The organism is Rhizobium sp. P40RR-XXII, from assembly GCF_012641405.1.
In the GTDB taxonomy this organism is placed as follows: domain Bacteria; phylum Pseudomonadota; class Alphaproteobacteria; order Rhizobiales; family Rhizobiaceae; genus Rhizobium.
In genome coordinates this window covers 169,002-192,798 of the sequence record NZ_JABAII010000006.1, presented here as the reverse complement: position 1 = coordinate 192,798, position 23,797 = coordinate 169,002, and the positions used below count along the sequence as shown (strand labels likewise).

19 protein-coding genes are annotated in these 23,797 nt (G+C 59.9%); 10 read left to right on the top strand and 9 right to left on the bottom strand.

From position 1 onward, the window contains the following. Window positions 1–16 precede the first annotated feature (16 nt). The 5 genes from HGP16_RS13870 to HGP16_RS13850 all read left to right on the top strand — a co-directional run bounded on the left by HGP16_RS13870 (window position 17) and on the right by HGP16_RS13850 (window position 6,062). Window positions 17–1,534, top strand: coding sequence for an ABC transporter substrate-binding protein (locus HGP16_RS13870; RefSeq protein WP_168840598.1), 1,518 nt, complete (start codon window positions 17–19; stop codon window positions 1,532–1,534). Window positions 1,535–1,555: 21 nt separating this feature from the next. Beyond that, window positions 1,556–2,497: an ABC transporter permease gene (locus HGP16_RS13865; RefSeq protein ID WP_168840761.1), complete on the top strand. Its 942-nt coding sequence runs from the start codon at window positions 1,556–1,558 to the stop codon at window positions 2,495–2,497. Continuing rightward, a complete protein-coding gene (locus HGP16_RS13860; RefSeq protein WP_168840597.1) occupies window positions 2,494–3,354 on the top strand; it encodes an ABC transporter permease in 861 nt (286 codons plus the stop codon). Before HGP16_RS13865 ends, HGP16_RS13860 begins: the two co-directional genes overlap by 4 nt. A gap of 2 nt (window positions 3,355–3,356) precedes the next feature. Then, window positions 3,357–5,159: an ABC transporter ATP-binding protein gene (locus HGP16_RS13855; RefSeq protein WP_168840596.1), complete on the top strand. Its 1,803-nt coding sequence runs from the start codon at window positions 3,357–3,359 to the stop codon at window positions 5,157–5,159. A 603-nt stretch (window positions 5,160–5,762) separates the two neighbouring features. Beyond that, window positions 5,763–6,062 (top strand): hypothetical protein, encoded by a 300-nt coding sequence (locus HGP16_RS13850; RefSeq protein ID WP_168840595.1) that lies wholly within the window; start codon window positions 5,763–5,765, stop codon window positions 6,060–6,062. Window positions 6,063–6,138: 76 nt separating this feature from the next. Here the strand turns inward: HGP16_RS13850 and HGP16_RS13845 are convergent, their stop codons facing one another. Beyond that, entirely contained in the window at window positions 6,139–7,017 is an 879-nt protein-coding gene (locus HGP16_RS13845; RefSeq protein ID WP_168840594.1) for an NmrA family NAD(P)-binding protein, read from the bottom strand. Window positions 7,018–7,229: 212 nt separating this feature from the next. On the opposite strand from HGP16_RS13845, the gene HGP16_RS13840 reads away from it, so the two are divergent. Further along, a complete protein-coding gene (locus tag HGP16_RS13840) occupies window positions 7,230–8,132 on the top strand; it encodes a LysR family transcriptional regulator (RefSeq protein WP_168840593.1) in 903 nt (300 codons plus the stop codon). Between the two features lie 183 nt (window positions 8,133–8,315). Then, window positions 8,316–8,891 carry a dihydrofolate reductase family protein gene (locus HGP16_RS13835; RefSeq protein WP_168840592.1) on the top strand — a complete coding sequence of 192 codons (576 nt, stop codon included), beginning with the start codon at window positions 8,316–8,318 and terminating at the stop codon, window positions 8,889–8,891. 24 nt (window positions 8,892–8,915) lie between these two features. Here HGP16_RS13835 and HGP16_RS13830 read toward each other — a convergent pair whose 3' ends face one another. The 6 genes from HGP16_RS13830 to HGP16_RS13805 form a co-directional block, all read right to left on the bottom strand. Further along, the gene (locus HGP16_RS13830; RefSeq protein WP_168840591.1) at window positions 8,916–10,553 is read right to left on the bottom strand and encodes a GMC oxidoreductase; all 1,638 of its coding nucleotides are present in this window, start codon (window positions 10,551–10,553) and stop codon (window positions 8,916–8,918) included. Window positions 10,554–10,571: 18 nt separating this feature from the next. Beyond that, window positions 10,572–11,654: an ABC transporter ATP-binding protein gene (locus HGP16_RS13825; RefSeq protein ID WP_168840590.1), complete on the bottom strand. Its 1,083-nt coding sequence runs from the start codon at window positions 11,652–11,654 to the stop codon at window positions 10,572–10,574. Window positions 11,655–11,658: 4 nt separating this feature from the next. After that, entirely contained in the window at window positions 11,659–12,546 is an 888-nt protein-coding gene (locus tag HGP16_RS13820; protein ID WP_168840589.1) for a carbohydrate ABC transporter permease, read from the bottom strand. Then, a complete protein-coding gene (locus HGP16_RS13815; protein WP_168840588.1) occupies window positions 12,546–13,433 on the bottom strand; it encodes a carbohydrate ABC transporter permease in 888 nt (295 codons plus the stop codon). Before HGP16_RS13815 ends, HGP16_RS13820 begins: the two co-directional genes overlap by 1 nt. 72 nt (window positions 13,434–13,505) lie before the next feature. Then, window positions 13,506–14,738 carry an ABC transporter substrate-binding protein gene (locus tag HGP16_RS13810; protein WP_168840587.1) on the bottom strand — a complete coding sequence of 411 codons (1,233 nt, stop codon included), beginning with the start codon at window positions 14,736–14,738 and terminating at the stop codon, window positions 13,506–13,508. Between the two features lie 58 nt (window positions 14,739–14,796). After that, complete coding sequence (locus HGP16_RS13805; protein ID WP_168840586.1) at window positions 14,797–15,750, bottom strand: sugar phosphate isomerase/epimerase; 954 nt, start codon at window positions 15,748–15,750, stop codon at window positions 14,797–14,799. A 218-nt stretch (window positions 15,751–15,968) separates the two neighbouring features. On the opposite strand from HGP16_RS13805, the gene HGP16_RS13800 reads away from it, so the two are divergent. Beyond that, window positions 15,969–17,039, top strand: coding sequence for a LacI family DNA-binding transcriptional regulator (locus HGP16_RS13800; protein WP_168840585.1), 1,071 nt, complete (start codon window positions 15,969–15,971; stop codon window positions 17,037–17,039). A 124-nt stretch (window positions 17,040–17,163) separates the two neighbouring features. Here HGP16_RS13800 and HGP16_RS13795 read toward each other — a convergent pair whose 3' ends face one another. Then, on the bottom strand, window positions 17,164–17,415 hold the full coding sequence (locus tag HGP16_RS13795; protein WP_168840447.1) for a hypothetical protein: 252 nt from the start codon (window positions 17,413–17,415) through the stop codon (window positions 17,164–17,166). Between the two features lie 244 nt (window positions 17,416–17,659). Next, window positions 17,660–18,856 carry a glycosyltransferase gene (locus tag HGP16_RS13790; RefSeq protein WP_168840584.1) on the bottom strand — a complete coding sequence of 399 codons (1,197 nt, stop codon included), beginning with the start codon at window positions 18,854–18,856 and terminating at the stop codon, window positions 17,660–17,662. A 312-nt stretch (window positions 18,857–19,168) separates the two neighbouring features. On the opposite strand from HGP16_RS13790, the gene HGP16_RS13785 reads away from it, so the two are divergent. Both HGP16_RS13785 and HGP16_RS13780 read left to right on the top strand, forming a co-directional pair. Further along, on the top strand, window positions 19,169–20,509 hold the full coding sequence (locus HGP16_RS13785; RefSeq protein WP_168840583.1) for a polysaccharide biosynthesis/export family protein: 1,341 nt from the start codon (window positions 19,169–19,171) through the stop codon (window positions 20,507–20,509). 30 nt (window positions 20,510–20,539) lie between these two features. Then, a complete protein-coding gene (locus HGP16_RS13780) occupies window positions 20,540–23,794 on the top strand; it encodes a GNVR domain-containing protein (RefSeq protein WP_168840582.1) in 3,255 nt (1,084 codons plus the stop codon). The last annotated feature ends 3 nt before the right edge of the window (window positions 23,795–23,797 follow it).

Genomic DNA, 23,797 nt, shown 5'->3' with positions numbered 1-23,797 from the left:
ATAGAAGGGGAATAAGATGAAGAAAAGCGCATTTGCTTTGATCACGCTGGCCATGATTGCCGGCACAAGCAGCTTGGCGACCGCCCAGTCCTCGAATGGCGTCCTGACCGTCGCCACGATCGGTGAACTGCCGACGCTCGATGCCATGCAGACGCCGACCGATATCGTGCTGACCGTCGATCAGCATATTTTCGAGACGCTCTACACCTACGATGCCCAGTGGAAATCCGTTCCGTTGCTGGCGGCCGCCATGCCGACGATTTCGGACGATGGCCTTACCTATCGCATCCCGCTGCGCGAAGGCGTGACGTTTCACGATGGCAGCGATTTTGACTCGAAAGACGTTGTCGCCTCGCTGAAACGCTGGATGAATGTCAATTCCAAGGGCAAGCAGGTTGCCGGCATCGTCGATACCCTGGCGGCCGATGGCGATCATACCGTCATCATCAAGCTGAAGTCGCGTTATGCGCCGCTACTGGCAACGTTGTCGCAGTCTTCGATCATCCTTCCCTCGGAAAAGGTCGCCGATACGCTTACCGATTTCATCGGCACCGGCCCCTATATGCTGAAGGAGCGCAAGCCGGACCAGTACACCCAGCTTGTTCGCTTCGATGGCTACAAGTCGCCTCAGGGCGAGCCGAACAACTATGCCGGCAAACGTGAAGCGATCGCCAAGGAAATCCGTTTCGTGCCCGTGCCGGACGCCAATACCCGCGTGGAAGGTCTGATCTCCGGGCAGTTCGATTTTGCCGACTCCCTGCCGGTCAGCGCCTATGAGCGCATTGACAAAAGCGGCAACGCCAAGCCCGTGATCTTCGAAAATACCGGCTGGGTTTCGCTCAACATGAACATGAAGCAAGGTCTGCTGGCCAAGAAGCCGCTGCGGCAGGCGGTGCAGGCCGCACTGAACTCCTCGGACATGATGCTTGCCGCCTTCAACGATCAGCGCTTCTTCAGCGTCGATGGTTCCATCTTCCCGAAAGGGTCGTTCTGGCACACCGAGGCGGGTGTCGTTCGCTATGGCGAAGGCGATCCCGAAACGGCGGCGAAGCTTCTGAAGGATGCCGGATATGACGGCACGCCGCTGCGGCTTCTGACCAGCCGCCAATACGAGTTTCACTACAAGATCGGAGAAGTCGCCAAGGCCTATCTTGAGGCCGCAGGCTTCAAGGTGGATATGCAGGTGGTCGATTGGGCGACGCTGACGACCCGCCGCGCCGATCCGAAGGAATGGGATATCTTCATCACCCATTCCAACTTTCCCGGCGATCCGACGACGATCAACACCATCACCGACAGCTATCCCGGCTGGTACGTGTCCGACCAGAAGGCCAAGGCGGTCTCGGCCTATATGGACGCCACGAGCGACGACGCAAAACAAAAGGCCTGGGAGGGCATCCAGACCGTGATCTACGACGATGCGCCGCTCTACAAGGTCGGCAACTTCAACGCTCTTTCGGGGCTCTCCGCGTCGGTCACCGGCTATACGCAGACCTATTGGCCGCATTTCTGGAACGTCACTCCGAAGAAATAAGGCTTGAAGCACATGGCAAAGATCGCCCAGGCGCTTTTGAGACGTCTCGGAGGCATGGTGATTGTGCTCGCGCTCGTCGTCACGGTCGTCTTCATCATCGTCCGGGTTACCCCGGGCGATCCGGCGGCCGTGATGCTAGGGGCCGACGCCACCCCGCAGGACATTGCGCAGCTGCGCGCCAAGATGGGGCTCGATGCGCCGTTGCTGGTTCAATACGTCCAGTTCGTTCTGGGCCTGCTGAAGGGAGACCTCGGGCAATCGATCTTTCTCAACCAGCCGGTCACGCATGCGCTGGCAGCCCGCGCCGAGCCGACCTTCTTCCTGACGCTGTTCTCCATTCTGATCGCCACGGCGATCGCGCTTCCCGTCGGGATCATCTCGGCGGTCAAGCGCGGAACGCTCTTCGATCAGATCGTCGTTGTTCTGAGCATGGTGGCCGCGAGTGTGCCGAGTTTCTGGCTCGGACTGATGCTGATCCAGATCCTCGCCGTCGGCCAAGGCTGGTTTCCAGCCTCCGGATATGGCGGACCAGACACTGATTTTCTCGAGCGCCTGCACCATCTGATCCTGCCAGCAATCACGCTCGGTATCGTCAACTCCGCCATGATCACGCGCTTCACGCGGGCTGCAATGCTCGATGTGCTCGGCGATGACTATGTGCGCACAGCCCGTGCCAAGGGTGCGAGCGAACGCCGCGTCATCCTGAAGCACGCGCTGAAGAATGCGCTGATCCCGATCATCACCGTTATCGGCCTCTCCGTTGCGATGCTCGTCGCGGGTGCCGTCGTCACGGAAACCGTCTTCGGATTGCCCGGTGTCGGAAATCTGGTCGTGTCCGCTGTCCTGCGGCGCGATTATCCGGTGATTCAGGGCGCGCTTCTCGTCGTCGCCGCCATCTATGTTCTCATCAATTTCATCGTCGACATGCTCTATATTGTCGTCGATCCGAGGGTCCGCCTATGACGGCCGGTTCTTTCACTTTGCCGCTCGTCGCAAGCCTGCGACGCCTCTTTGGCAATCGCGCCATGCTGCTGGGTGCCATCATTCTGCTTGTCGTCATCCTCGCCGCCATCCTGGCGCCATGGATTGCCCCTTACGCGCCGAATAAGCTGTCGATCATCAACAAGCTGAAAGGGCCATCGGAGGTTCATATCTTCGGTACCGACGAGTTCGGGCGCGACATCTTCTCGCGCGCGATCTTCGCAGGCCGCGTTTCGCTGCTGGTCAGTCTCGGTGTGGTGTGCATTTCGACCGTGCTCGGCGTGTTTCTCGGTGTCATCGCGGGGTATTTCCGCAAATTCGATGCTCCGATCTCGCGCCTGCTCGATGCCATGATGTCGTTTCCTGACATTCTCCTTGCTATCGCCTTGGTCGCGGCGCTCGGGCCGTCGCTGGTAACGGTGATCCTGGCGCTTGGTATTACCTACGCACCACGACTGGCCCGCATCGTCCGGGGCTCGACCTTGGTCCTCAGAGAACTGCCCTATATCGAAGCGGCAATCGCCATGGGTCTGCCGACCTCGCAGATCCTGTGTCGCCATGTCCTGCTCAATCTGGCGTCACCCATCCTGGTGCAGGCGACCTTCGTCTTCGCCTCTGCGATGCTGGCCGAGGCAAGCCTTTCATTTCTTGGTGTCGGCGTCTCCTCCGACACTCCGACCTGGGGCACCATGCTCGCGTCAGGCCGGGAATTCATGAACAACGCGCCCTGGCTCATGGTCTTTCCCGGCCTCGCCATCGTCTTTTCGGTCCTGTCGTTGCAATTGCTCGGCGATGGCCTGCGCGATCTGGTCGATCCGCGCCTCGCGAAGGAGAGCTAATCATGACCGACACGACCTCCGCTACTCAACCTGTCCTCGCCATTGAGAACCTGACGACCTCGTTCAGGACAAGCGAGGGCTGGCGCTCCGTCATCCGCAACATCAATCTGCAGGTCAGCGCGGGGGAAACCGTCGCCATCGTCGGTGAATCCGGCTCCGGCAAGAGTGTGACGGCGCTCTCGACAATGCGCCTTCTGCCCGCGGGCAAGGCGCGATGCGAAGGCAGGATCCTGCTTGCGGGCAAGGATCTCATCAAGGTTTCCGAGGTGGAAATGCGCTCGGTTCGCGGCGGCTCGATCGGCATGATCTTTCAGGAACCGATGACATCGCTCAATCCGGTGTTCACCATCGGCAACCAGATCGCGGAGGCACTGGTGTTGCACCAGAGCCTTTCCTGGCAGGCGGCCGAGGCCGAGGCTGTGCGGCTGATGGAACGCGTGCGCATTCCCGCAGCCAAAACCCGGCTCAACGAATATCCGCATAAATTCTCGGGCGGCATGCGCCAGCGCGTGATGATTGCCATGGCGCTTGCCTGTCGGCCCAAGCTCCTGATCGCCGACGAGCCGACGACGGCGCTCGACGTCACGATCCAGGCGGAAATCCTTCACCTCATTCGCGAGTTGCAGCGCGAAGAGAACATGGCGGTGCTCTTCATTACGCACGATATGGGAGTGGTTGCCGAAATCGCAGACCGTACGGTCGTTATGTTTCGCGGCGAGATGATCGAGACCGGCCCAACGCGCGAGATTTTCGCAGCGCCAAGGGCCGTCTATACGAAATCCCTGCTGGCCTCCATTCCGCGGCTCGGCACGATGGGCAATGCCGTTGCTCCCCGCCGCTTTCCGGAGGTCGATCCGGCGACCGGCGAGGCGTCGGACGGTCGCGAAATGCGCCGCGTTTCCGGGACGATCGCGCCAATTCTGAAGGTCAGTGATCTTTCGGTCCGATTCGACCTGCCAAATGGCCGCATCCATGCGGTTGAGGGTGTTTCGTTCGATCTACGTCCCGGCGAGACCCTTTCACTGGTCGGCGAATCCGGTTGCGGTAAATCGACGACTGGCCGCGCGATCATCCGGTTGATCAATCCAACCGCCGGCTCGGTCGTGATCGATGGGAGGGACGTCACGGAAGCGAATACACGCGAATTGCGCGCGATGCGCCGCACGTCGCAGATGATTTTCCAGGACCCGTTCGCATCGCTCAATCCGCGTATCACCATCGGATCGGCAATCGCGGAGCCGATGCTTGCCCACGGCGTGATCGGCAAGCGCGAAGCGAAGGGGCGGGTCGGCGAATTGCTTGAACAGGTCGGCCTGTCGGCGAAGATGGCCGACCGCCATCCGCACGAATTTTCCGGCGGCCAGCGTCAACGGATCTCGATCGCCCGGGCACTGGCGCTCGAGCCGAAGTTTATCATTGCGGACGAGGCCGTCTCGGCGCTCGACGTTTCGGTCAAGGCGCAGGTTGCCAATCTCCTGCTTGAGCTGCAGGAAGAACGCCAGCTCGCCTATCTCTTCATCAGTCATGACATGGCGGTCGTGGAGCGGGTAAGCCATCGCGTCGCAGTCATGTTTCTTGGAGAAATCGTTGAAATAGGCCCGCGTGCGGCGATCTTCGATAACCCGCAGCATCCTTACACGCGGCGGCTGATCTCGGCCGTGCCGATCCCGGATCCCTCGCACCGTGGTCAGGTGGCGCCGCAGCCTTCCGATGAGATCAAGAGTGCGGTAAGGCCGCTCGATTACGAGCCGCCGAAACGGGCCTACCGGCAGGTTTCTCCGGGGCATTTCGTACAGGAAACATAGTGACCGGCTCGCGAGATGAATTGAAAAAAGCGCTGCTCAAGCAATCGACATTACGAATGCGGTCCAATTCGGGTGTCCAATCATTCGCATCTCGCCCATCCGATCGCTTCTTCCAGCCATTTTGAAATGGAGAAGCATGAACCCTCCTTCGGCGGGTAGGTGGCGAGCGAATCCAGCAACCCATTCGGGTAGGTACGTCAAAGTTACGCTTGATGCTAATATTCTAATTGTCGGCCCGGATGCCACCCGCGAGCCGAAGAGTGCAGCGTCCGGCGGCAATCAATATGCCCCTTGCATTGTCGTCGGACGCACACTGACTCGATAGAGCGGTTCGCTCCACAGCACCATCAAAAGGCGTCCAAATGCCCATGCTGATGCTTACTGTAGCCATCGCTCGTCAAAAATGGACGTAGGAACCGGGTGGGGATCTGCCTAATGTCCCAAGCCGTGAAGGCAGGGTGATCGCGATGTGACAGTGGACCATCGGCAAGCGTCGATCGGAGGAAGGTGGCCTGATGGCCCCTGCGCCATCAGGGCAAATTCTCCTTCGAAGACGCAACCGTTCGCGAAGCTGGACGGGCGATAGCGTTTGGAGAGTGAGTAATGGAGCGTTTTCGCCGTGTTATGAGTGGCCGTCTGTCGCCGAAGCAGACCGATACACTCCAAAAAGTGTTGGCCTGCATCACCAATCAGCCCTGGTTCGATGACAATGAACGCGCTTGCGACATCTTAGCCGAGCGACTTACGATTTTGATCGAAATGGGAATAGAAAATACGGCAAATCTCCAAACTATCGGTGTTTCCTGGGCGGTGAATGACTTTATTCGCAACGGCGTAAAAACGGATCGGGCGACTCTGAAGAATACCGCGCTCAGGATCGAGCGGCTTTCGATTCGAAGCTAGCCGAAGCCTTCGCCGGTGGCGGAGGCTTCGACGTGTGCAGATGGACGGGCGCGCAGTCCGAAGCGGCTCGTTTGCGTTAGCCCGCTTGGAAGCGGCTTTCTCGCACGAGTTCACGGATAACGGTTTCGAATGGCGTTGTGCCCTTCACGGCCGATCGGCCTTGGTCGCGAAATTCGATCCAACCTTCGTTGAAACCATCCAGCATGCGGATACGCGGGAGCGGATTTCGCGCGCCCTCAGCCCGAAAGATTTCTTCCCAGCTCTCACGCGGCACGATCTCGACACGAACAGGACGTTCGAGCGCTTTGGCGAAGGCGCGGGCCAGATCGTTCGGCGATACGCGGACGGGTCCTTCAAGCTCGACAATCCGGATGCCGCTCCAGTCCTCTGTGAGCAAAGCCGCGGCACATTTTCCGACGTCCGGCGTTGCGACCATCGGAAATGCCTTGTCAGCGGGATGAAGGAAGCTACGCAAAAGGCCTTCATCCCGCGCCGACGGCACATCCCATAATGCGTTTTCGACAAACCAGCCGGGCCGCAGGAAGGTGAGAGGAAGATCGAGATTGCTCAACGCCTGTTCCATCAATGTGCGTTGGCTCAGCAGATTCTCATATGGTGCGTCCGCACCGATGGTCGACAGGCATACGACTTTGCCAGGACGGCCCTTAGACAGTGCGGCGCCTACAGCTTCGATCACGCGCCTGGCTTCGGGAAAGCCCGGCTCGGGATCGAATTCCGAAGGCGGCAGAATGAAAACGCCATCGGCTCCGCTAAAGGCTGCAGCGAGACTTTTCTCGTCGTCCATCTCCGCCAGGGCGATGTCGCAGCCGCGTTCCAGCCATTCCGCCGCCTTCGCTTCATTTCGAAGGATGGCCCGGACCGGCTGCCGATTGGCGATGAGTTCTCGCGCCAGAGCGCCGCCCACCTTTCCGGTAATTCCCGTAATTGCGTACATGATAGTTCTCCAAGGACCTGCTCTGATTGACAGCGCGCAAGCTCAGACGGGCTCGGCAAGGAGCCGTGCTCGAAGGCGTCATGAGGCCGGCTGCGCTGAATACATCTCGTTTGTAGGCCTAAGAGATCAGTGATTCACGCGCATTAATATCAATGTTAAGATGACTAAAAATCACTATGTGTTGTGGGGTCCCATGACAACGGAGATCCAGTATGTTCGATGCGCGTCTTTTGACCGGTGTTGGCGTCATGGCCGCAGTCAGCGAAGCAGGAAACTTCGCCCGGGCGGCCGAGGTGTTGGGGCTAACCCCGTCGGGTGTCAGCCGGGCGATAGCGCGATTGGAAGCGCGGGTCGGTGTGCGGCTGTTTGATCGAAGCCCTCGGCAAGTCAGCCTCACCGAGGAAGGGCGCCGATTTCATTCGCAGGTCATTCCGCTTCTCACCGGTTTGGAAGAGGCGGCCGCTGAGGTTTCGGGTGCGGCCTCGTCCGTGCGGGGGCGACTGCGCGTTTCGGTCGACCCGTGGTTCGCACGAACCGTTCTTGCCCCCAAGCTGCAGCAATTTCTGGCTCGCCATCCGCAGCTATCGCTCGATCTTTCCACCAGCAACTACCGTGAGGAGATGATGACCGGGATCGATGTGGCAGTGCGCTTTGGCCCTCCGGACATGTCTTCCTTCATCGTTCGCAAGCTCCTGGAAACCCAGGTGGTGACGGTCGCTGCCCCATCCTATCTCAAGCGATATGGTGAACCGCGTTCGCCGCATGATCTTGCGCATCATGAAGCGCTTCTCTTTCGTGATCCCCAAAGCGGCCTGCCATTTCCCTGGGAGTTTCAGCGTCAGGGCGAGCGCATGGAGCTTAAAATCTCAAGCCGTCTCATGCTGGATGACCCGTCCGTCGCGATCTCCGCCTGCGTCGCGGGACAGGGCATCTTTCAGAGCCTGTCGATCGGGCTTGCGCCCTTCCTTGCGCGGGGTGAACTCGTGCCCATCCTTACCGATTGGTCGGACGAGCACTATCCGCTCTATGCCTATCATCCTTCCCGCCATCTGCCGCCCGCTAAGGTGAGGGCATTTCTCGCATTCGTCGAGGAGGTTGCGAAAGCAGCAATGTGAAAGGCCCGCCGCTCTTAGCCTCGACCCGTGGCATCCGGGTCAACGCCGTAAGCCCGAGAATGGCGAGGAGTTCGGACGCTTCAAGAGGTCGCGACGAGCTATTTGCTGTCCCAGATGTAGGTTTGACCGACACTCATTCGTCATGAAGGCGTAACCTCAACCGATCGATCACGGAGAACGCAAATGACCAAGGTCGCTTTCAATATCAGCATGTCGCTCGACGGCTTCATTACCGCAGGAAACCAGACCAGGGAGGAACCACTCGGCAAGAACGGCGAATTTCTTCACGAATGGTTCTTCAACAGCGGTGCAGAGGGCAATGCATATGTGCAGCGCCTCACCAGCAATGTTGGCGCCGTGATCTGCGGGCGCAAATGCTATGACGACTCGATCCCATTCTGGGACGAGAACGGGCCGACGGGGTCGTTAAAGCTGCCGCTTTTCGTCGTCACCCACCGGCCGTTACTCGCTTCGCACAGCACTGGAATCTATCACGCGGCTGCGACAATTCCCGACGCGGTGAAGCAGGCGAAGTCGGCGGCCAAAGGCAAGGATGTGAGCCTCATGGGCGGAGCCGACGTCTTTCGCCAAGCACTGGCCGGCGGGCTTGTCGACGAGATCGAGTTGCATATCGTGCCGGTGCTCTTTGGTGCTGGGACTCGCCTGTTCGACACGCTGCCCAATCAGATCAAGCTTGAGCCCACCAGCATGCTCGACACGCCGCTCGCTCGGCATATCGCCTATCGCATTGTGAAGTAAGCGAACGCAACCAGCCCTGTCTGATTAGTACTGGCCGATGAGATTGCGGCATGCACGGATCGTCAAGGCCATGACGGTGAGGGTTGTGCCGGCGATGCCGCTGCCGGGAAATGCGCTGGCGTCCGTGACAATGACATTGGATGCGTCCCAGAGCTGGTTATAGGGGTTGAGTACGGAATTGCTGGGATTATCCCCCATCCGCGCGCCGCCCGTCTCGTGAATGGCCGCGCCCATGCACATGGTCTTGCGGAACCATGTGCGGAACATGAAGCGGCTAAAAGGATCGGCGTCCGGGAAGGCGCCGCGCCCCATTTCCCTGAGGCCGGTGGGGGAGCCGATGAACTCCAGATCTCCGCCGACGCCGCGCACCATCTCGATCAGCACCTCTTCCTGCTGGCGGAGAAGCGCATGTTCCTCCTCGCCCATGACGCAGCGAATGTGGGGAACGGGAATCCCCCAGGCATCCTTTCGCTGTGGGTTGAGGCTTATGCGGTTATTCGCATAGGGTAGCATGCGACCGAAGCCGAAGAATGCCAGCCGCGCCGGCTCGTCATCGGGCGTCGGTGCCCGGCCGATGCTGCCTTGATAGTCGAAATCGCCGCGCCCGGCATCGCCGGCGCCGAAACGCGGCACGAAGATGCCTCCGGAGGGGTTATAGAATGGGTCGGCGGGCGCGGAATCATCGACCGCCCACCCCTTCGCTTTGGAAAAGGAGCCGAAGGCAAGGCAGGGCAGCTGATCCATGAAATAACGCCCGAGCGCGCCGGAACTGTTGCCGAGGCCTTCGGGATGGCGCGGGGATGCCGAATTCAGAAGCAGCCGCACGCTTTCGATCGGCGACGCCGACAACACGACGAGGTTGGCGCGCGCGGTCTCGACCTTGCCGCTGACACGATCGATGAATTCCGCGCCCGTGGCGCGAGCCCCTTGCTCGTCCGTCACGATGCGGCGGACGATGGCGTCGTGGCGGATGGTCAACCGTCCGGTCGCAAGCGCCTCTCTCAAGGGCTTCGGCGTGCGTTCGGCGTCCGGCGCGATATAGCGCCAGGACACGATATGCCGTTGCGGCCAGCGGCCCTCCACCTCGTTCTTGAAGATCTGTTCGGCGGGCGTCAGTTTTGCCGGACGGGCATAGATGCCATCCGGCAGCGTCTCCACGCCGTCGGGGTTGCCGTAGAGGCCGAGACTGGTCTCGACTTCCTCGTAGTAAGGCACGAGATCATCATAGCTGACAGGCCAGTCGACGCCCTTGCCGGTCTTCGACCGGATCTTGAAATCATCGTCGGTCCAGCGCAGCAGTACTCGGCCAAAGCTGTGCAGGCGGCCACCGCTTTGCCGGCCGCGAATCCAGAGGAAGGGCGCATCCTTCGGGGTCGTATAGGGATTTTTACGGTCGTTGACGAAGAAATGACTGAAGCGCTCGGTAAAGAAGGCAGCGCGTGCCTGTATCGGCTGCCCCTTTATGGTTGCGCGGGCGCGCTCCCAGATGTTGATGCTGCTGGCCGGCAGTTTCTTGCGTGCCGGATCGAAATCCTTCTGGCTCACCGCCAGGCCGGCTTCGAGCAAAAGCACGGAAAGCCCCTGGGCGGTTAATTCCTTGGCGGCAAAGGAGCCGGCGGCGCCGGAGCCGATGACCAGCGCGTCATAAACAGTCTGAGACATAGATATTTTCCGTATATTTCAGAGACGGACGCCATCGGCGTCAAAGAGGGAAGCCCTGGCTATATCGATGCCGGGTGCGATTGCCGCGCCAGGCTGGAGTACCGTGTCGCCCATGATGCGATAGGACAGGCTCTGCCCGGCCCAATCGAACCAGACGACGGTGTCGGCGCCCATCGGCTCGACCACCGAGACGATGCCGGCGACGGTTGGCAGGGATGCCGTTCCTCCCTCCGGAGCGACATGTTCCGGCCGGATGCCGAGCGTTGCGGGACCCGCTTTGACGGGCGCGAGAAATGGATAATTGCTGAGATTGACGGTCAGGCTGTCGCTCTCGAAGACCGGGGCACCAGCCTTGATCGCGATCTCGCCCCTGATGAGGTTCATCGCCGGTGCGCCGATGAAGCCAGCAACGAAAAGATTGGCGGGTCGGTGATAGATCTCCGCGGGGCTCGCAAGCTGCTGGATCACGCCATCCCTCATGATGGCGATGCGGTCGGCAAGCGTCAGCGCCTCGACCTGATCGTGCGTCACATAGATCATCGTATTGCCGAGGCTTTGATGCAGTTTCTTGATCTCGACGCGCAGCTCGTTGCGAAGCTTGGCATCGAGATTGGAGAGCGGTTCGTCGAACAGGAAGACATCCACTTCGCGAACCAGCGCCCGGCCGATCGCGACGCGTTGGCGCTGGCCACCAGACAGTTCCGAGGGACGCCGATCGAGCAGATTTTCAAGGTGCAGGAGGGAGGCGGTGCGAGCCATGCGCGCCTCTATCTCGGCTTTGGGCAGGCCGGCGACGCGCAGGCCGAAGGACAGGTTTCTGCGCACCGTCATGCGCGGGTAAAGCGCATAGGACTGGAAAACCATGCCGATGCCGCGGTCTTTCGGTTCCTCCCAAGTCACGTTCTTTCCGGAGATCCACATCTCGCCGTCGCGAATGTCCTGCAATCCAGCGATGGCATTGAGCAGCGTCGATTTCCCGCAGCCGGATGGGCCGAGAAGCACGAGAAACTCGCGCGGAGCAATGTCGATGGAGAGCTTTTCGATGACGGTGTGGTCACCATAGGCGATCTTGAGGTCTTTGACCGATACGGCAGGCTGCATGGCATTACCCTTTGACGGCGCCGGCTGCGACACCGCGCAGGAACCAGCGGCCGGAGAAGAAATAGATGGCGAGCGGAACGACGGCGGTCAGGATGGTGGCGGCCATGTTCACATTGTAGGCGCGTTCGCCCATGGTGGTATTGACGATGTTGTTGAGCTGGACCGTCATCGGCAGGTTGTCGCGCCCGGCAAAGACGAGGCCGATCAGGAAGTCGTTCCAGATACCGGTGAACTGAAAGATGGAGGCAACCATCACCATCGGCACCGACATCGGCAACATGATCTCGAGAAAGATGCGCCAGAAGCCGGCTCCGTCGACGCGGGCTGCCTTGCAGAGCTCTTCGGGAATGGCGACGAAGTAGTTGCGGAACAGCAGCGTGACCAGCGGCAGGCCGAAGATCACGTGCACGAGGACGACGCCGGCGACCGAATTATAGAGGCTCAGATTGGCGAGCAGCCGTACCAGCGGATAGAGGAATATCTGATAGGGGATCAGGCCGCCGGCCATCAGCAACCCGAACAGAAGGTTCGAGCCCTTCGGCCGCCAGAGCGACAATGCATAACCGTTGATCGCCCCGATGAAGACGGAAATGACGACGGCAGGCACGGTGATCTTGACCGAATTCCAGAAACCGATCCGCACGCCGAGGCATTGCGTACCCATGCAGGCTCCCGACCAGGCGGTCTTCCACGCATCGAAATCGATAGTGGCGGGCAGGGCGAAGATATGACCCTGGCGGATTTCTTCCATCGACTTCAATGAGGTCACGAGCATGGTGTATAAAGGCAGCAGGAAGAACAATGCCGACAGGATCAGGAAGGCGTAGAGCCCGATCTGGCCGCCGCTAAGCCTGGATGGTTTCGGACCGCGAGGATGGAGTTGAATTGTCATCAATGCGCTCCCCTTCTTCTGGCGCGCATGGCAAGCACATAGCGGAACGGGGCGACGGCCATGACGACGGAAAGGACCAGTACGGTGGCGCCGGCGCTGGCGAGCCCGAGGTTCTGGCGTTCGAACAGATTGTCCATGATGAATTTTGCCGGCACATCGGTCGCGTAACCGGGGCCGCCGCCAGTTTGCGCGACGATCAGATCGTAGGTTTTGATCACTCCCATCGACAGGAGCATTCCGGATGCTGCCAACGCCGGTCCGAGTTGCGGCAGGATGATCGAAAGATAGATGCGCCAGACCGGAATGCCGTCGATCTGGGCGGCCTTCCATTGCTCCTCGCCGATGCCGCGCATGCCGGAAAGCGCAATGACCATCACGAGACCGGCGCCTTGCCAGACGCCGGCGAAGACCACCGTATAGATCGCCATGTCGCGATTGACGATCCAGTCGAAGACGAAGCCCTGCCAGCCGATTGCCCGTACGGTCGCCTGAATGCCGAATGTCGGGTTCAGCATCCATTGCCAGATGAGGCCGGTGACCACGAAGGACATGGCATAGGGATAGAGGAATATGGTGCGGAACACGCTTTCGAAGCGAACCTTGCGGTCAAGGGCTGCTGCCAGGACGAAGCCGAGAGCGAGGCATCCCGCGACATAGAGAATGCCGAAGATCAGTACATTCTCCAGCGATGCGAGCCAGCGTGAGTTTTTAAACAGCCTGGCATATTGGGCAAAGCCGACATAGTTGGATGACGGAAAGATCGTCGAATCCGTGAAGGACAGCCGGACTGACCAGACCATGGTGCCGATATAGACGAAGATTGCGGCGATCCATGTCGGCAGGAGTGCAAAGGTCGCAGCCAGGGAACGTCTGCGCTTGGCTTGCATGAGCAAACCCTCTCAAAAGAACGGAAGGAGCCGATCGACGATCACATCGTCGACCGGTCCGAAACAAAGGCGCTATTCGAAGACCCCGAAAAACTTCTCGGCACCGGAGGCGCTGTCTTCCGATGGGTTGCTCCAGAACTCGTCGACGAAGTCGTTGAGCGCGCCTGCCTGCTGCGGCGAGAGGATCAATGCTTGATCCGGAACGATCTTGCCGGCACTCATCAGCTCCAGGCCCTTCTGCGCGCAAATATCGAGCTTCGACTTGTCGACGTCGGTGCGCATCGGCACGGAGCCCTTCTTGAGCGAGAACTCGACCTGCACGGCGGGATTCATGGCGACTTCGGCGAGCAGCGTCTGTCCTTTCTGCGATGCCGCATCGGCGATCTTCGGGAAGGAGAAGGCGTCGGCCACGTAGACCATGCCGGGGGATTGGGGAGCGAGCATGCAGCCGTAGTCCTTGCCGAGCTCTTTGCCGGCCGCAACGAATTCGCCCTTGGCCCAGTCGCCCATGAACTGGACGCCCGCCTTGCCGGTGATGACCATCGCGGTGGCATCGTTCCAGTTGCGTCCCGGCGCTCCCGCATCGACATAGGCGCGCAGCTTGCCGAGAATATCGAGTGCCTTCTTCACACCTTCGACGGATGCGTCGCCCTTGTCCTTGTCGACATAGATTTTGAGGAAGCCCTCGATGCCGACCTGCGTGAGCAGGATCATGTTGAAGACCTTGGATTCCTGCCAGGACTGGCCGCCCCAAGCTACCGGCTGCACGCCGGCGGCCTTGAGCTTGTCGAGTGCCATGAAGAATTCGTCCCAGCTTTTAGGCTCTTCGCTTACACCGGCCTTGGTGAAGGCCTCCTTGGAATAAAAGACCCAGCTTTCGCCATGGGCATCGGTGGGGGAAAGATAGACCTGGCCATTATAGGTGATGAGGTCATGGATCGATTTCGGCAGCACGTCCGCCCATTTGCCAGCCTTGGCGATATCGTCGATCGGGTTCATGAGCCCTTGCCTGACGAAATCCGTGTTGGCGAGGCCGATCACCGCCTGCTTGGCGGCGGGCGGATCGCCGGCGACCAGCCGGTTCTGGAAGGCGGCGTCGGCCGCACCGAAGCCGGCAATGGACGAATCCTTCCAGACGCCCCCGCGCTTTTCGAACTCCTGCTTGATGACATTAAGAGCCGCGGCTTCGCTGCCAGACGTCCAGGACGTCATGACTTCGGCCCTTGCCTTGTCCTCGGCGCGGGCGGGAGCGGAGGCAGCCGCGAGTGCTGCCCCCATTATGAGCAATTTCATCGTATTCTTCATTGTTCCACCTCTTCAAGAAGGCCCTCTTTGCGGAGCCATTGGTCTTCGGTTTATGAAATCAGCGATAGATCGGCAGTAATGCCTGCCGCACCAGTGTCAGGCCGTTGGCGATGTCTCCGACCGGATCAGGTGCGGCGTCCAGCTCGAGAATGGCCCAGCCCTGGTAGCCACGGTCGCGCAGCAGCCTGATCCAGCCCGGCCAGTCGACGCGGCCGAGGCCGAAGCCGCAGAAATAGGGGCGATGGCGATCATGAATATGTTCGTCGATCGGCGTATCGGCCGGCATCGGTCCGAGCGCATCCTTCCAATGGGCGATGATGACCCGCTCGTGATGACGGTCGACCACCTGGAGTGGGTCGGAACCGGCAACGATGATATGGGCGGTGTCTGGGCACATGTGGACATAGGCGGGATCTGTCAACAGCATCAGAAGATCGACATCGCGCGATGCGGCAAAGATCGAGTGCGCCTCCGTGTGAAGGGCAAGCCGCACGCCCTTTGCATGGAGGATGGCGCCGAGACGGTTGAGAAAGTCGGCAATCTTGCGGGCCTGCTCGAAATCGAAGAACCGAACGGGCTCGGCGCCGAGCGTCTGGCGCAGCGGCGCGCCGATGACCATGATGTCGCTGCCGCAGGCCTTGAGAAACGCGGCGTACTTCTCCGCCTTTTCGATGATGGCGGCCTGTGCCGCCGTTTCGGTGAAATCGCCCGCCGCCTCGAGTTCGGCAAAAAAGCCGCTTGCCAGCGTCAGGCCGCGCCTGGAAAGCTCGGCCGCGAAGGCTTCGACCGAACCATAGGTTTTCGTCGCATCCTGCCAGTTGAAGGGAGAGAAGGTCAGTTCGACACCGGTGACGCCGGATGCCTTAACGGCATCGAGGATCTTGTCCCAGAAGGCGCGGGGTTCGCTGCGCGACAGCGCGACGATGCCGTCGTAATCCTCGACGCCCCAGAAGCCGGGATGGAAAAAGGTGACGAGATCCACGCCAAAGCGAAGCCGTTCGGTCGAGCTCATGATGCTGTCCGTTCTCAAACTGGGGACCATCGCCTGCGGAACATCCCGCAGCGAGTAATCCAACATAATTTCAATGCGCTATCATTTGGCAATCGTTTGCCATTAGGTGATAGTAGACAAGTCATTTCCATATGCAAGCGATTTTTGGCAAACGTTTGCTAAGCGAGAGGAATTACCATAGCATCCGCTGCGTCAGGCACCGGGAAGGAAACAAAAAAGTGAAAAATAACAAGGATATGCCCGTTGAGGAGCATTCCGGACCATTAATGGCCGATGTCGCGAGGTTAGCTGGGGTCGCGATCTCGACGGTCAGCCGTGCCCTTGCCAATCCCGGACGTGTGAACGAGAAGACGCGCGCCAAGATTGATGCGGCCGCCAAGCAGCTGGGCTATACGCCGAACGCCATGGCTCGGGGCTTAAGGGTCGGCAAATCCAACACCATCATGATCATCCTTCCAGGATCGCTCTACTACGGTGTCTCCCAGGTCATCCCGCAGGTCCTGCAGAGCATCAACAAAGCCCTGCTGCAGAATGGCTACAATCTGATGATCGCCAATCTCGGCCGCGACCCGGAATCGGAACGGCATATTCTCAATCTCGCCTTCGGTGGCACCATTCGCGGTGCCATCATCCTGTCGTCGAAACTGCCGGAGATCGACGGCCGATCCCTGGCGAATGCCGGCCTGCCGATCGTCTCCATGCTGCTCGACATGAGCAACGCCGGCGTACCGAGCATCGTGACCAATGATCGCGAGGCGGTGCGGGACGCGGTGGCGGAGCTGATCAGAATGGGTCACAGGCGCTTTTTCTACATTGCCGGTCCGCAGGACAATTATCATGATGTCGAGCGCTATGGCGGCACCCTGGAAGCCCTGCGCGATGCCGGAATTTCGAAACAAGCGCTGTCGCGGTCCGGAGGCAATCTCGATTACCAGAAGGGCTTCGAGATCGGCGTTCAGGCTGCCGCCGATTTCGCGCCGCTGAAGGATCGGCCGACGGCGGTGATCGCCACCAGCGACGATATGGCCATCTCTTTCGTCAGCCGCATACGGCAAACGGGCCTGCGCATTCCCGACGATCTGTCGGTGCTCTCCTTCGACGGCGCGCCGGTCTGCGAATTCTGTTTCCCGCCGCTCTCGACGATCGAACAGCCGTTCGAGGAAATGGGGCAGGCCGCCGTCGCTCGTCTGCTTGATGGCATCGGACAAGCCGAGAAAGTGCGGGACCTGCGCGTCACGATCCGCAGCAGGCTGATCCTGCGGGAGAGCGTGGCCCCGCCGAGGAATTGAAGAAAGATGCGAAATGTGACCCTGATCCGAGCGGTCTGGGGAGGTGACCGCTACCACCCCATATCCCAGAGGGCGGTTTGCCATGGAAGATCACCATTCCGGGGTGCTTTATGCGTCCGCACCCTCACGAGGCAAGGCTTCGCGGCTCGACCATGATGGCTTCGATTCCCGCCGCCTCTTCTTCGAAGAACGAACGCCGTGCTCCGTCTCGACGATAATCGCTCCATTTATGCGCATGACAGAAAAACTGGTTTTCTCCATCGCCGACATCGTAGCCGAGGCTGCCCCGCTTCAAGCAGCCGGGATATTCGCAGTAATGGCTCTCCAAGGCCTGCATTTCGAGGGAGAGCGTCATCTCGGCTGCATCGTCGGTCATCGTCGAATCCTCTTTTGCCTTGTCCTGTCCTGCCGGAGCCAGACATGGAATCAGTTCATGTTCGGAAGCGTCGGCACGAACGGTAGGTTTCAGATGGTTAACCGACGGTTTCGGACGAGCGCACGATGAGAGGACGGCTTCGGTTCGAGATCACGATGGATAGGCGAATCACACTGAAAAATTGGTTTGCTGGGAACATGCTTGTCCAAGCGGGGATTTCCCTCAGGCGATTGTGCCGTGTGGTCTATTGCAGCGTCGTGCTGTGCGGCTTTGCAGCAAGGGCGGGTAATTGTGCTTCAAGTCCGCGTTGAACCGCCGCGACGACCTGGGGATTGCGAAGTCTGATGGCCTTGCGGATCATCAGCTCCTCGTTGATGATCGCCCGCATGCCCGTGGTGAACCTGTGCAGGCTGAATTGTTCCGCATGCGCGTGTAGCGTTTCGGGGCGAAAGCGGTGCTCCGTGGCCTCGAAATCGAGTACCGCCTCGATCAAGGCGTCTACTGACTGCGTATTGAAAAGAACGCCGCTCACGCCCGGCACGACCGTTTCCAGCGCTCCGCCGCTTCCATAGGCGATGACGGGCCTTCCGCTTGCCATGGCTTCGACCGGAACGATCCCGAAATCTTCCTCGCCGGGAAAGATAAGGGCGCGGCACCGCGCCAGTTTCTCCTTGAGCACCGCAAACGGAGTTCGGCCCAGGAAGGTGATGGAGGGACCGGCAATGCGTTTCAGTTCGTCCATCTGTTTGCCTTCGCCGATGACCACCAGCTTGCGGTTCATCCGGGTGAACGCCTGCACGGCGAGGTCGATCCGCTTATAGGGAACCAGCTGGCCGGCGCAGAGATAGAAGTCCTCGGTCGATGCGGCCGGCGCGAAGTCATCGACGTTGACCGGCGGATACAGCACGGTCGCGGGACGGCGGTAGTATTTGCTGATGCGATCGCAGACATGATGCGAGTTGGCGACGAAACGATCGACGCGCAGGCTCGTATTGACGTCCCAGGAGCGCAAGAGCGGCGCGAGCATCGGCAGCATCAGCCGCGATGCAAACCCCGCGTGGGATCGGTAGAAATGATAGTGATCCCAAAGATAGCGCATGGGTGAATGACAATAGCAGACATGCGTGGCCTGCGGCGGTGGAATGATGCCCTTGGCAGGACCCGATTCACTGGAGATGATCAGATCGTACTCCGAGAGATCGAAACTCTCCAGCGCGAACGGCATGAGCGGCAGAAGCGATTGATAGCCTCTGACCGCCCCCGGAATCCGCTGCAGGAACGATGTGACGATCTTGTGTTTGCGGATCTTTTCCGAGACGCGGCTTTCGTCGTAGACGAGGGTGAAGATATCGGCGTCCGGATACATGTCACAGAGCGCCTCGACGACCTTCTCTCCACCCCGCATCGACACAAGCCAGTAATGCACGATCGCTACTCGCATTGCTCTTCCCTCCATGGGTCGAAACAACATTGTCAGACGGCAACTTTTGCGACAGGGCCCACATCGGTTCACCACGGCATCCAAATGGCCGAAGGGGGTAACCAAAAGATTTAGCCGAGGATCGAAGCCTGCACTCAAGGATATATCCGCCCGCCTAAGGGACTGTAGGAACGTCTTCTTCCCTGTCAGAAATGATAAGCCCTGTTGCTCCGGTAGGGGATTTACACGCTATGCGTTCAGCTGCTGATCTCGTTGCATGGCGCGCCTCGGCTGCCCGACGGTGCAAGCGACACGAAAGCAGGATTTCGGCTCATGTTTAGAGTTTCAGCTTTGCCTTACCATTCCACCTCGAGGCCGCCTCGGCGCATGGCGCCATGGCTACTGGCATTGATGCTTTCCGGCGCGGGCGTGTTCCATACCGCCAACGCCGCCGCAGCCAGCGAGATGTACCATGTCGGACCTCAGGCCCGGATCAAGATCGCCATCGTCGAATGGATCGCCGCGACCGGCGAATATAAGGAATGGACGGCGCTGAACGGCGAATATGTCGTGTCGCAAACGGGCTCGATCTCAATTCCGATGATTGGGAAGATGCAGGTCGCTGACAAGACGGTCGACGACATCAGCGCCAGTATCGGCGAAAGGCTGAAGCAGATCACTGGTTTGGCGGTGGCGCCGACAGCTTCCGTCGAGGTCGTCAAATATCCGATGATTTACGTGTCCGGCGCGGTGGAGAAACGAAGCGAGTTGGAATTCAGGCCGGGCCTGACCGTCAGGCAGGCGATCGCCATGGCCGGGGGGCGTGAGCGTCGCTCGACCCAGGCGGGGGATTATTCCGAGGCGCAACAGATCAGCTATGCGGGGGAAATTAGCCGTATGGAGCTGCAGCTGAAGCAGCTCGGAGCCCGGCGCGCGCGCCTGTTGGCGGAACTCAACGATCAGCCGTCAATCGCATTTCCGCCGGAGATCAAGGCCGCGCCTGAAGGATCGGTGGTTCGACAGATCATGACGAGCGAGCTCGATCTGTTCAATGCCAGGGCCGAGGCGTTGCGCCAGCAGCTTGCCGCCGCCTCAGATCTGGAAGTGCTGCTGCGCAATGAAATCAACATTCTCGATGAGAAGATGTCGTCGCAGGACGAGCAGGTGAAGATTGCGCAGGATGAATTGAGCGATATTTCCAAGCTGGTCGACACTAAAATCCTGACGACGTCTCGCAAGACCTCGCTGGAACGGATCGTTGCCGAGATGCAGGCCGGCAAGCTGGATCTTGTCGTTGCATCGATGCAGGCAAAGCAGAAGCTGAACGAGACCGAGCGCGATGCGCTCAATCTGACGGGCCAGCGCAAGACGGAGGCCGGACAACAGCTCCAGGTCGCCGAGACGGAAATCGAGGATACGAAACTCAAGCGAAATACAACGCTTCAGTTGCTGCAGATTTCCGGCGCCTCGCTCTCGCGCAGCCAGAGCATGAAGGCGCTCGATCTCCAGCCGCTCGAGTACTGGATCACCCGAAACGGCAACGAGGCCGACGCCATCAAGGCATCGGAAGCGACCGAACTGCAGCCGGGCGATGTTCTCGATGTGCGCTACAACATTTCCGGAAGCCTGGACGGCACGACGCTGTCGTCGGCCGAGACCGGTCAATCCCAATAACGATGAGTGTGAGCCAAGGGGGCGATAGTTATGGCAGTTCACGAAATCGGCAAAGGCTTGCGCAACGCGCCGTCGGACAACAAGAGCATGGGGGATGGCGAATATATTTCGTTTCGCGACGTCTGGCGTTTCGTGCAGCGCCATTGGTTGATTTTTGCCCTGTTCACCACCGCCGGCCTCGGCATCGGCGTCTTCTACATGGCTACAACCCAGCCAATCTATCTGGCGACCACACGCCTCGTCATGGATCCGGACCAGGGGCGCATCGTCTCGCAGGATGCATTCACCGGCACGGTCATCATCGAAGCCGCCGAGATCGCAAGCCAGGTCGAGATCGTCAAATCGGAGGCGACCGCACGCGCCGTTGTCCAGAAACTCAACCTCACCGAAGATCCGGAAATCATAGGCGGCATATCATGGCAGGCCACTCTGCGGGACAGGATGCGCGCGATCGTCAATTTTTTCAGGCATGGTGACGATGGCGCGAAGACCGAAGCCAGCAGCGACGACGTGATGCGCCGGACCATGGCATCCTTCCTTTCTCGGGTTTCCGTCAATCGCGTTGGCCAGTCCTATATTCTCGAGATCGGATATAGCTCGGTCGATCCCAACAAGGCGGCGCGGGCGGCAAATGCTATTGCGCAAGCCTATATCAGCACCGGCCTGTCCGAACGCGCTTCCGCCGCGCAGAGCGGCGCCAGATGGCTGGAGACACGCCTGATCGAAGTCGGCAGGCAGGCGCGCGAAGCATCCATGAGCGTGGAGGAATTTCGCGCCAAGAACGGCATCATGGAGATCAGCACGTCCTCTTCCCTGGATCAGCAGCAGCTGTCCGAGATCAGCAGCCAGGCCGTCGCGGCCCGGGCGCAGACCGCGGCCGAATCGGCCAAGCTCGAGACGCTCAACCAGCTCATGGCCGGCGCCAAGCTTGAGGGAGATGTCGACGAGACGATGAACAATTCTCGCATACAGAAACTGCAGGAGGATCTCGGAGTAGCGACGACCAAACTCAACAACCTGAGAAGCCGGTATGATGCCGACAATCCAGCGATCGTTGCCGCCCAGCAGGAAATCGATCGGGTAAAGGGTGATATGCGCAAGGAGTTCGAACGCATCCAGGCGGTGTATAAGTCAAATCTGGATGTCGCCAAGACTCGCGAGAAGCTTCTGAGCGAAGAGCTGACCTCATTGAAGGACGCCGGAACGGACAAGAATTTGGCGCGGGTGGAGCTGTCCGAAATGGAAAGCCGGGCCACCACCTATCGCCGGATGTATGAGAGCATATTGCAGCAGCTGATCGGTGCGCTGCAGAAGGAATCCTTCCCGCTTGGCAATGTACGCATCGTCACGGCTGCTGCGGTGCCGCTTTCGAAGACCTGGCCAAAATCCTCCTTCGTGCTGCCTTTTACGGCTATGCTTGGTTTGGCGGCCGGCGTCATGGCCGCACTTTTGCGGGATGGTCTGGACCGGCGCGTCAGCTCCAGCGAGAAGCTGCGGCGCGAATTGGGGATCAGCTCGCTCGGCCATGTTCCGGTCTATATGAGCCCGTCGTTCCTGCCCGGAAGCATGGTGACGGCGAATACCACCTGGCGACGAACGATGCTGCCGCTGAGATCCGTGCTCGATACGCCCTATTCGCAATTTTCCGAAGCCCTGCGCGGCGTCAAGCATTCGATCGACTCCGCTTTCCCACCGAATGCGCCGATGGTGGTGGGCATCACCTCGGTCGGCACCGGCGAAGGCAAGACCACGATTGCCACCAATCTCGCGCAACTCTACCAGCATGAGGGCGCATCCGTGGTGCTGGTCGATGCCGACTTCCTCAATGCAAGACTGAGTTGCGTGGTGACCGAGTCCGGCACGGAATTCGGCATGGAGGCGCTGAGCATCAACGACGTGCCGCGCCGCTATGCCGTTGCCCAGGAGGGCGGCCTGCTTGTCGCGAAGGCCGATCATGAGCCCGAGGCGGAGATCGTGCAGGGCCATGGTGGAGTTCCGGTCGTCACCGTCGACGAGACCGAAAAATCCGTCGCGGCCTTTCAGCGCTATGGGCATCTGCCGGCGCTGAAGGCCGAGATCGACCTGCTGCGGCGGCGATATAAGGTCGTCATCGTCGATATGTCGGCTTTCGAGGATTCCGCCGACACCCGCGTCATCTGCACCTATCTCGAAGGTATCGTCGTGGTCGTTGGCCAGACGAACAAGATGACCGTCGAACGATTGTCAGATGCGCTCGCAAGCTTCGGCACGACGACGGTCAATATCCTTGGGATCATCGCCAACCGAAGCTACGAAAAGCGTCGCCGCGAGCCGACACGCCTGTGGCGCCGCAGGCTGGAAGGGCGCCAGGTGCGTGCGTCTGCACGGCGCCTCACGGGTCAGGTGACGAGCCGTCCCTTGAAGGTCGCAGTCGGCATCGCAAGCTCGGGGCGCCGCGATATCCTGTCGTCTATTCTCCCGCATATCGCCAATCAGACGCGCAAGCCGGATCAGATCATTGTCTGCCTATCCTCGCCGGAAGATATCGATCCAAGCTGCCTTCGAAATCTCGATATTCCAGTGCAGGTCCTGATCTCCGAACGTGGCCTCTGCCGTCAGCGCAACAAGATACTCGATAACGTGCAGGATGCCGATGTCGTTCTTTTCCTCGACGACGACTTCCTGATGACCTCGACCTATGTCGAGGAGGCGGAACGGCTGTTTCAGCTTCAGCCCGACGTTGCCATGTGCACCGGCACGGTCTTGGCGGACGGCATCACCGGCCCGGGCATTTCTGTTCGCGATGGCTTACGTTTGGTGGACGGCAGGCGCCGGCGGCGGTCAGAGCCCGCCATGCAAATTCGGCCGATCTACAACGCCTATGGCTGCAACATGGTGATTCGCATGGCGATCGTCAGAGCCGCCGCACTGCGCTTCGACGAGAACCTGCCCTCCTATGGCTGGCTTGAGGACGTCGATTTCAGCAGGCTCGTTGCCCATTATGGCCAGGTTGTCAGCGCTAAACAGCTGGAAGGCGTTCATCTCGGCACGAAAGGTGGCCGCGCGGGCGGCGTCCGTCTCGGCTATTCGCAGATCGCCAACCCGCTTTATCTGATGCGCAAACGGACGATGAGCGTGCCGCAGGCCGCCGGGCAGATCGGCCGCAATCTTGCTGCCAATCTCATCAAGGTGTGGCGGCCGGAGCCTTGGGTCGATCGTAAGGGGCGGCTGAAAGGCAACGTCATCGCATTTCGTGATCTGCTCAAGGGCAGGCTGGCGCCACAGAATATCGAAGCATTGGAATAGTCC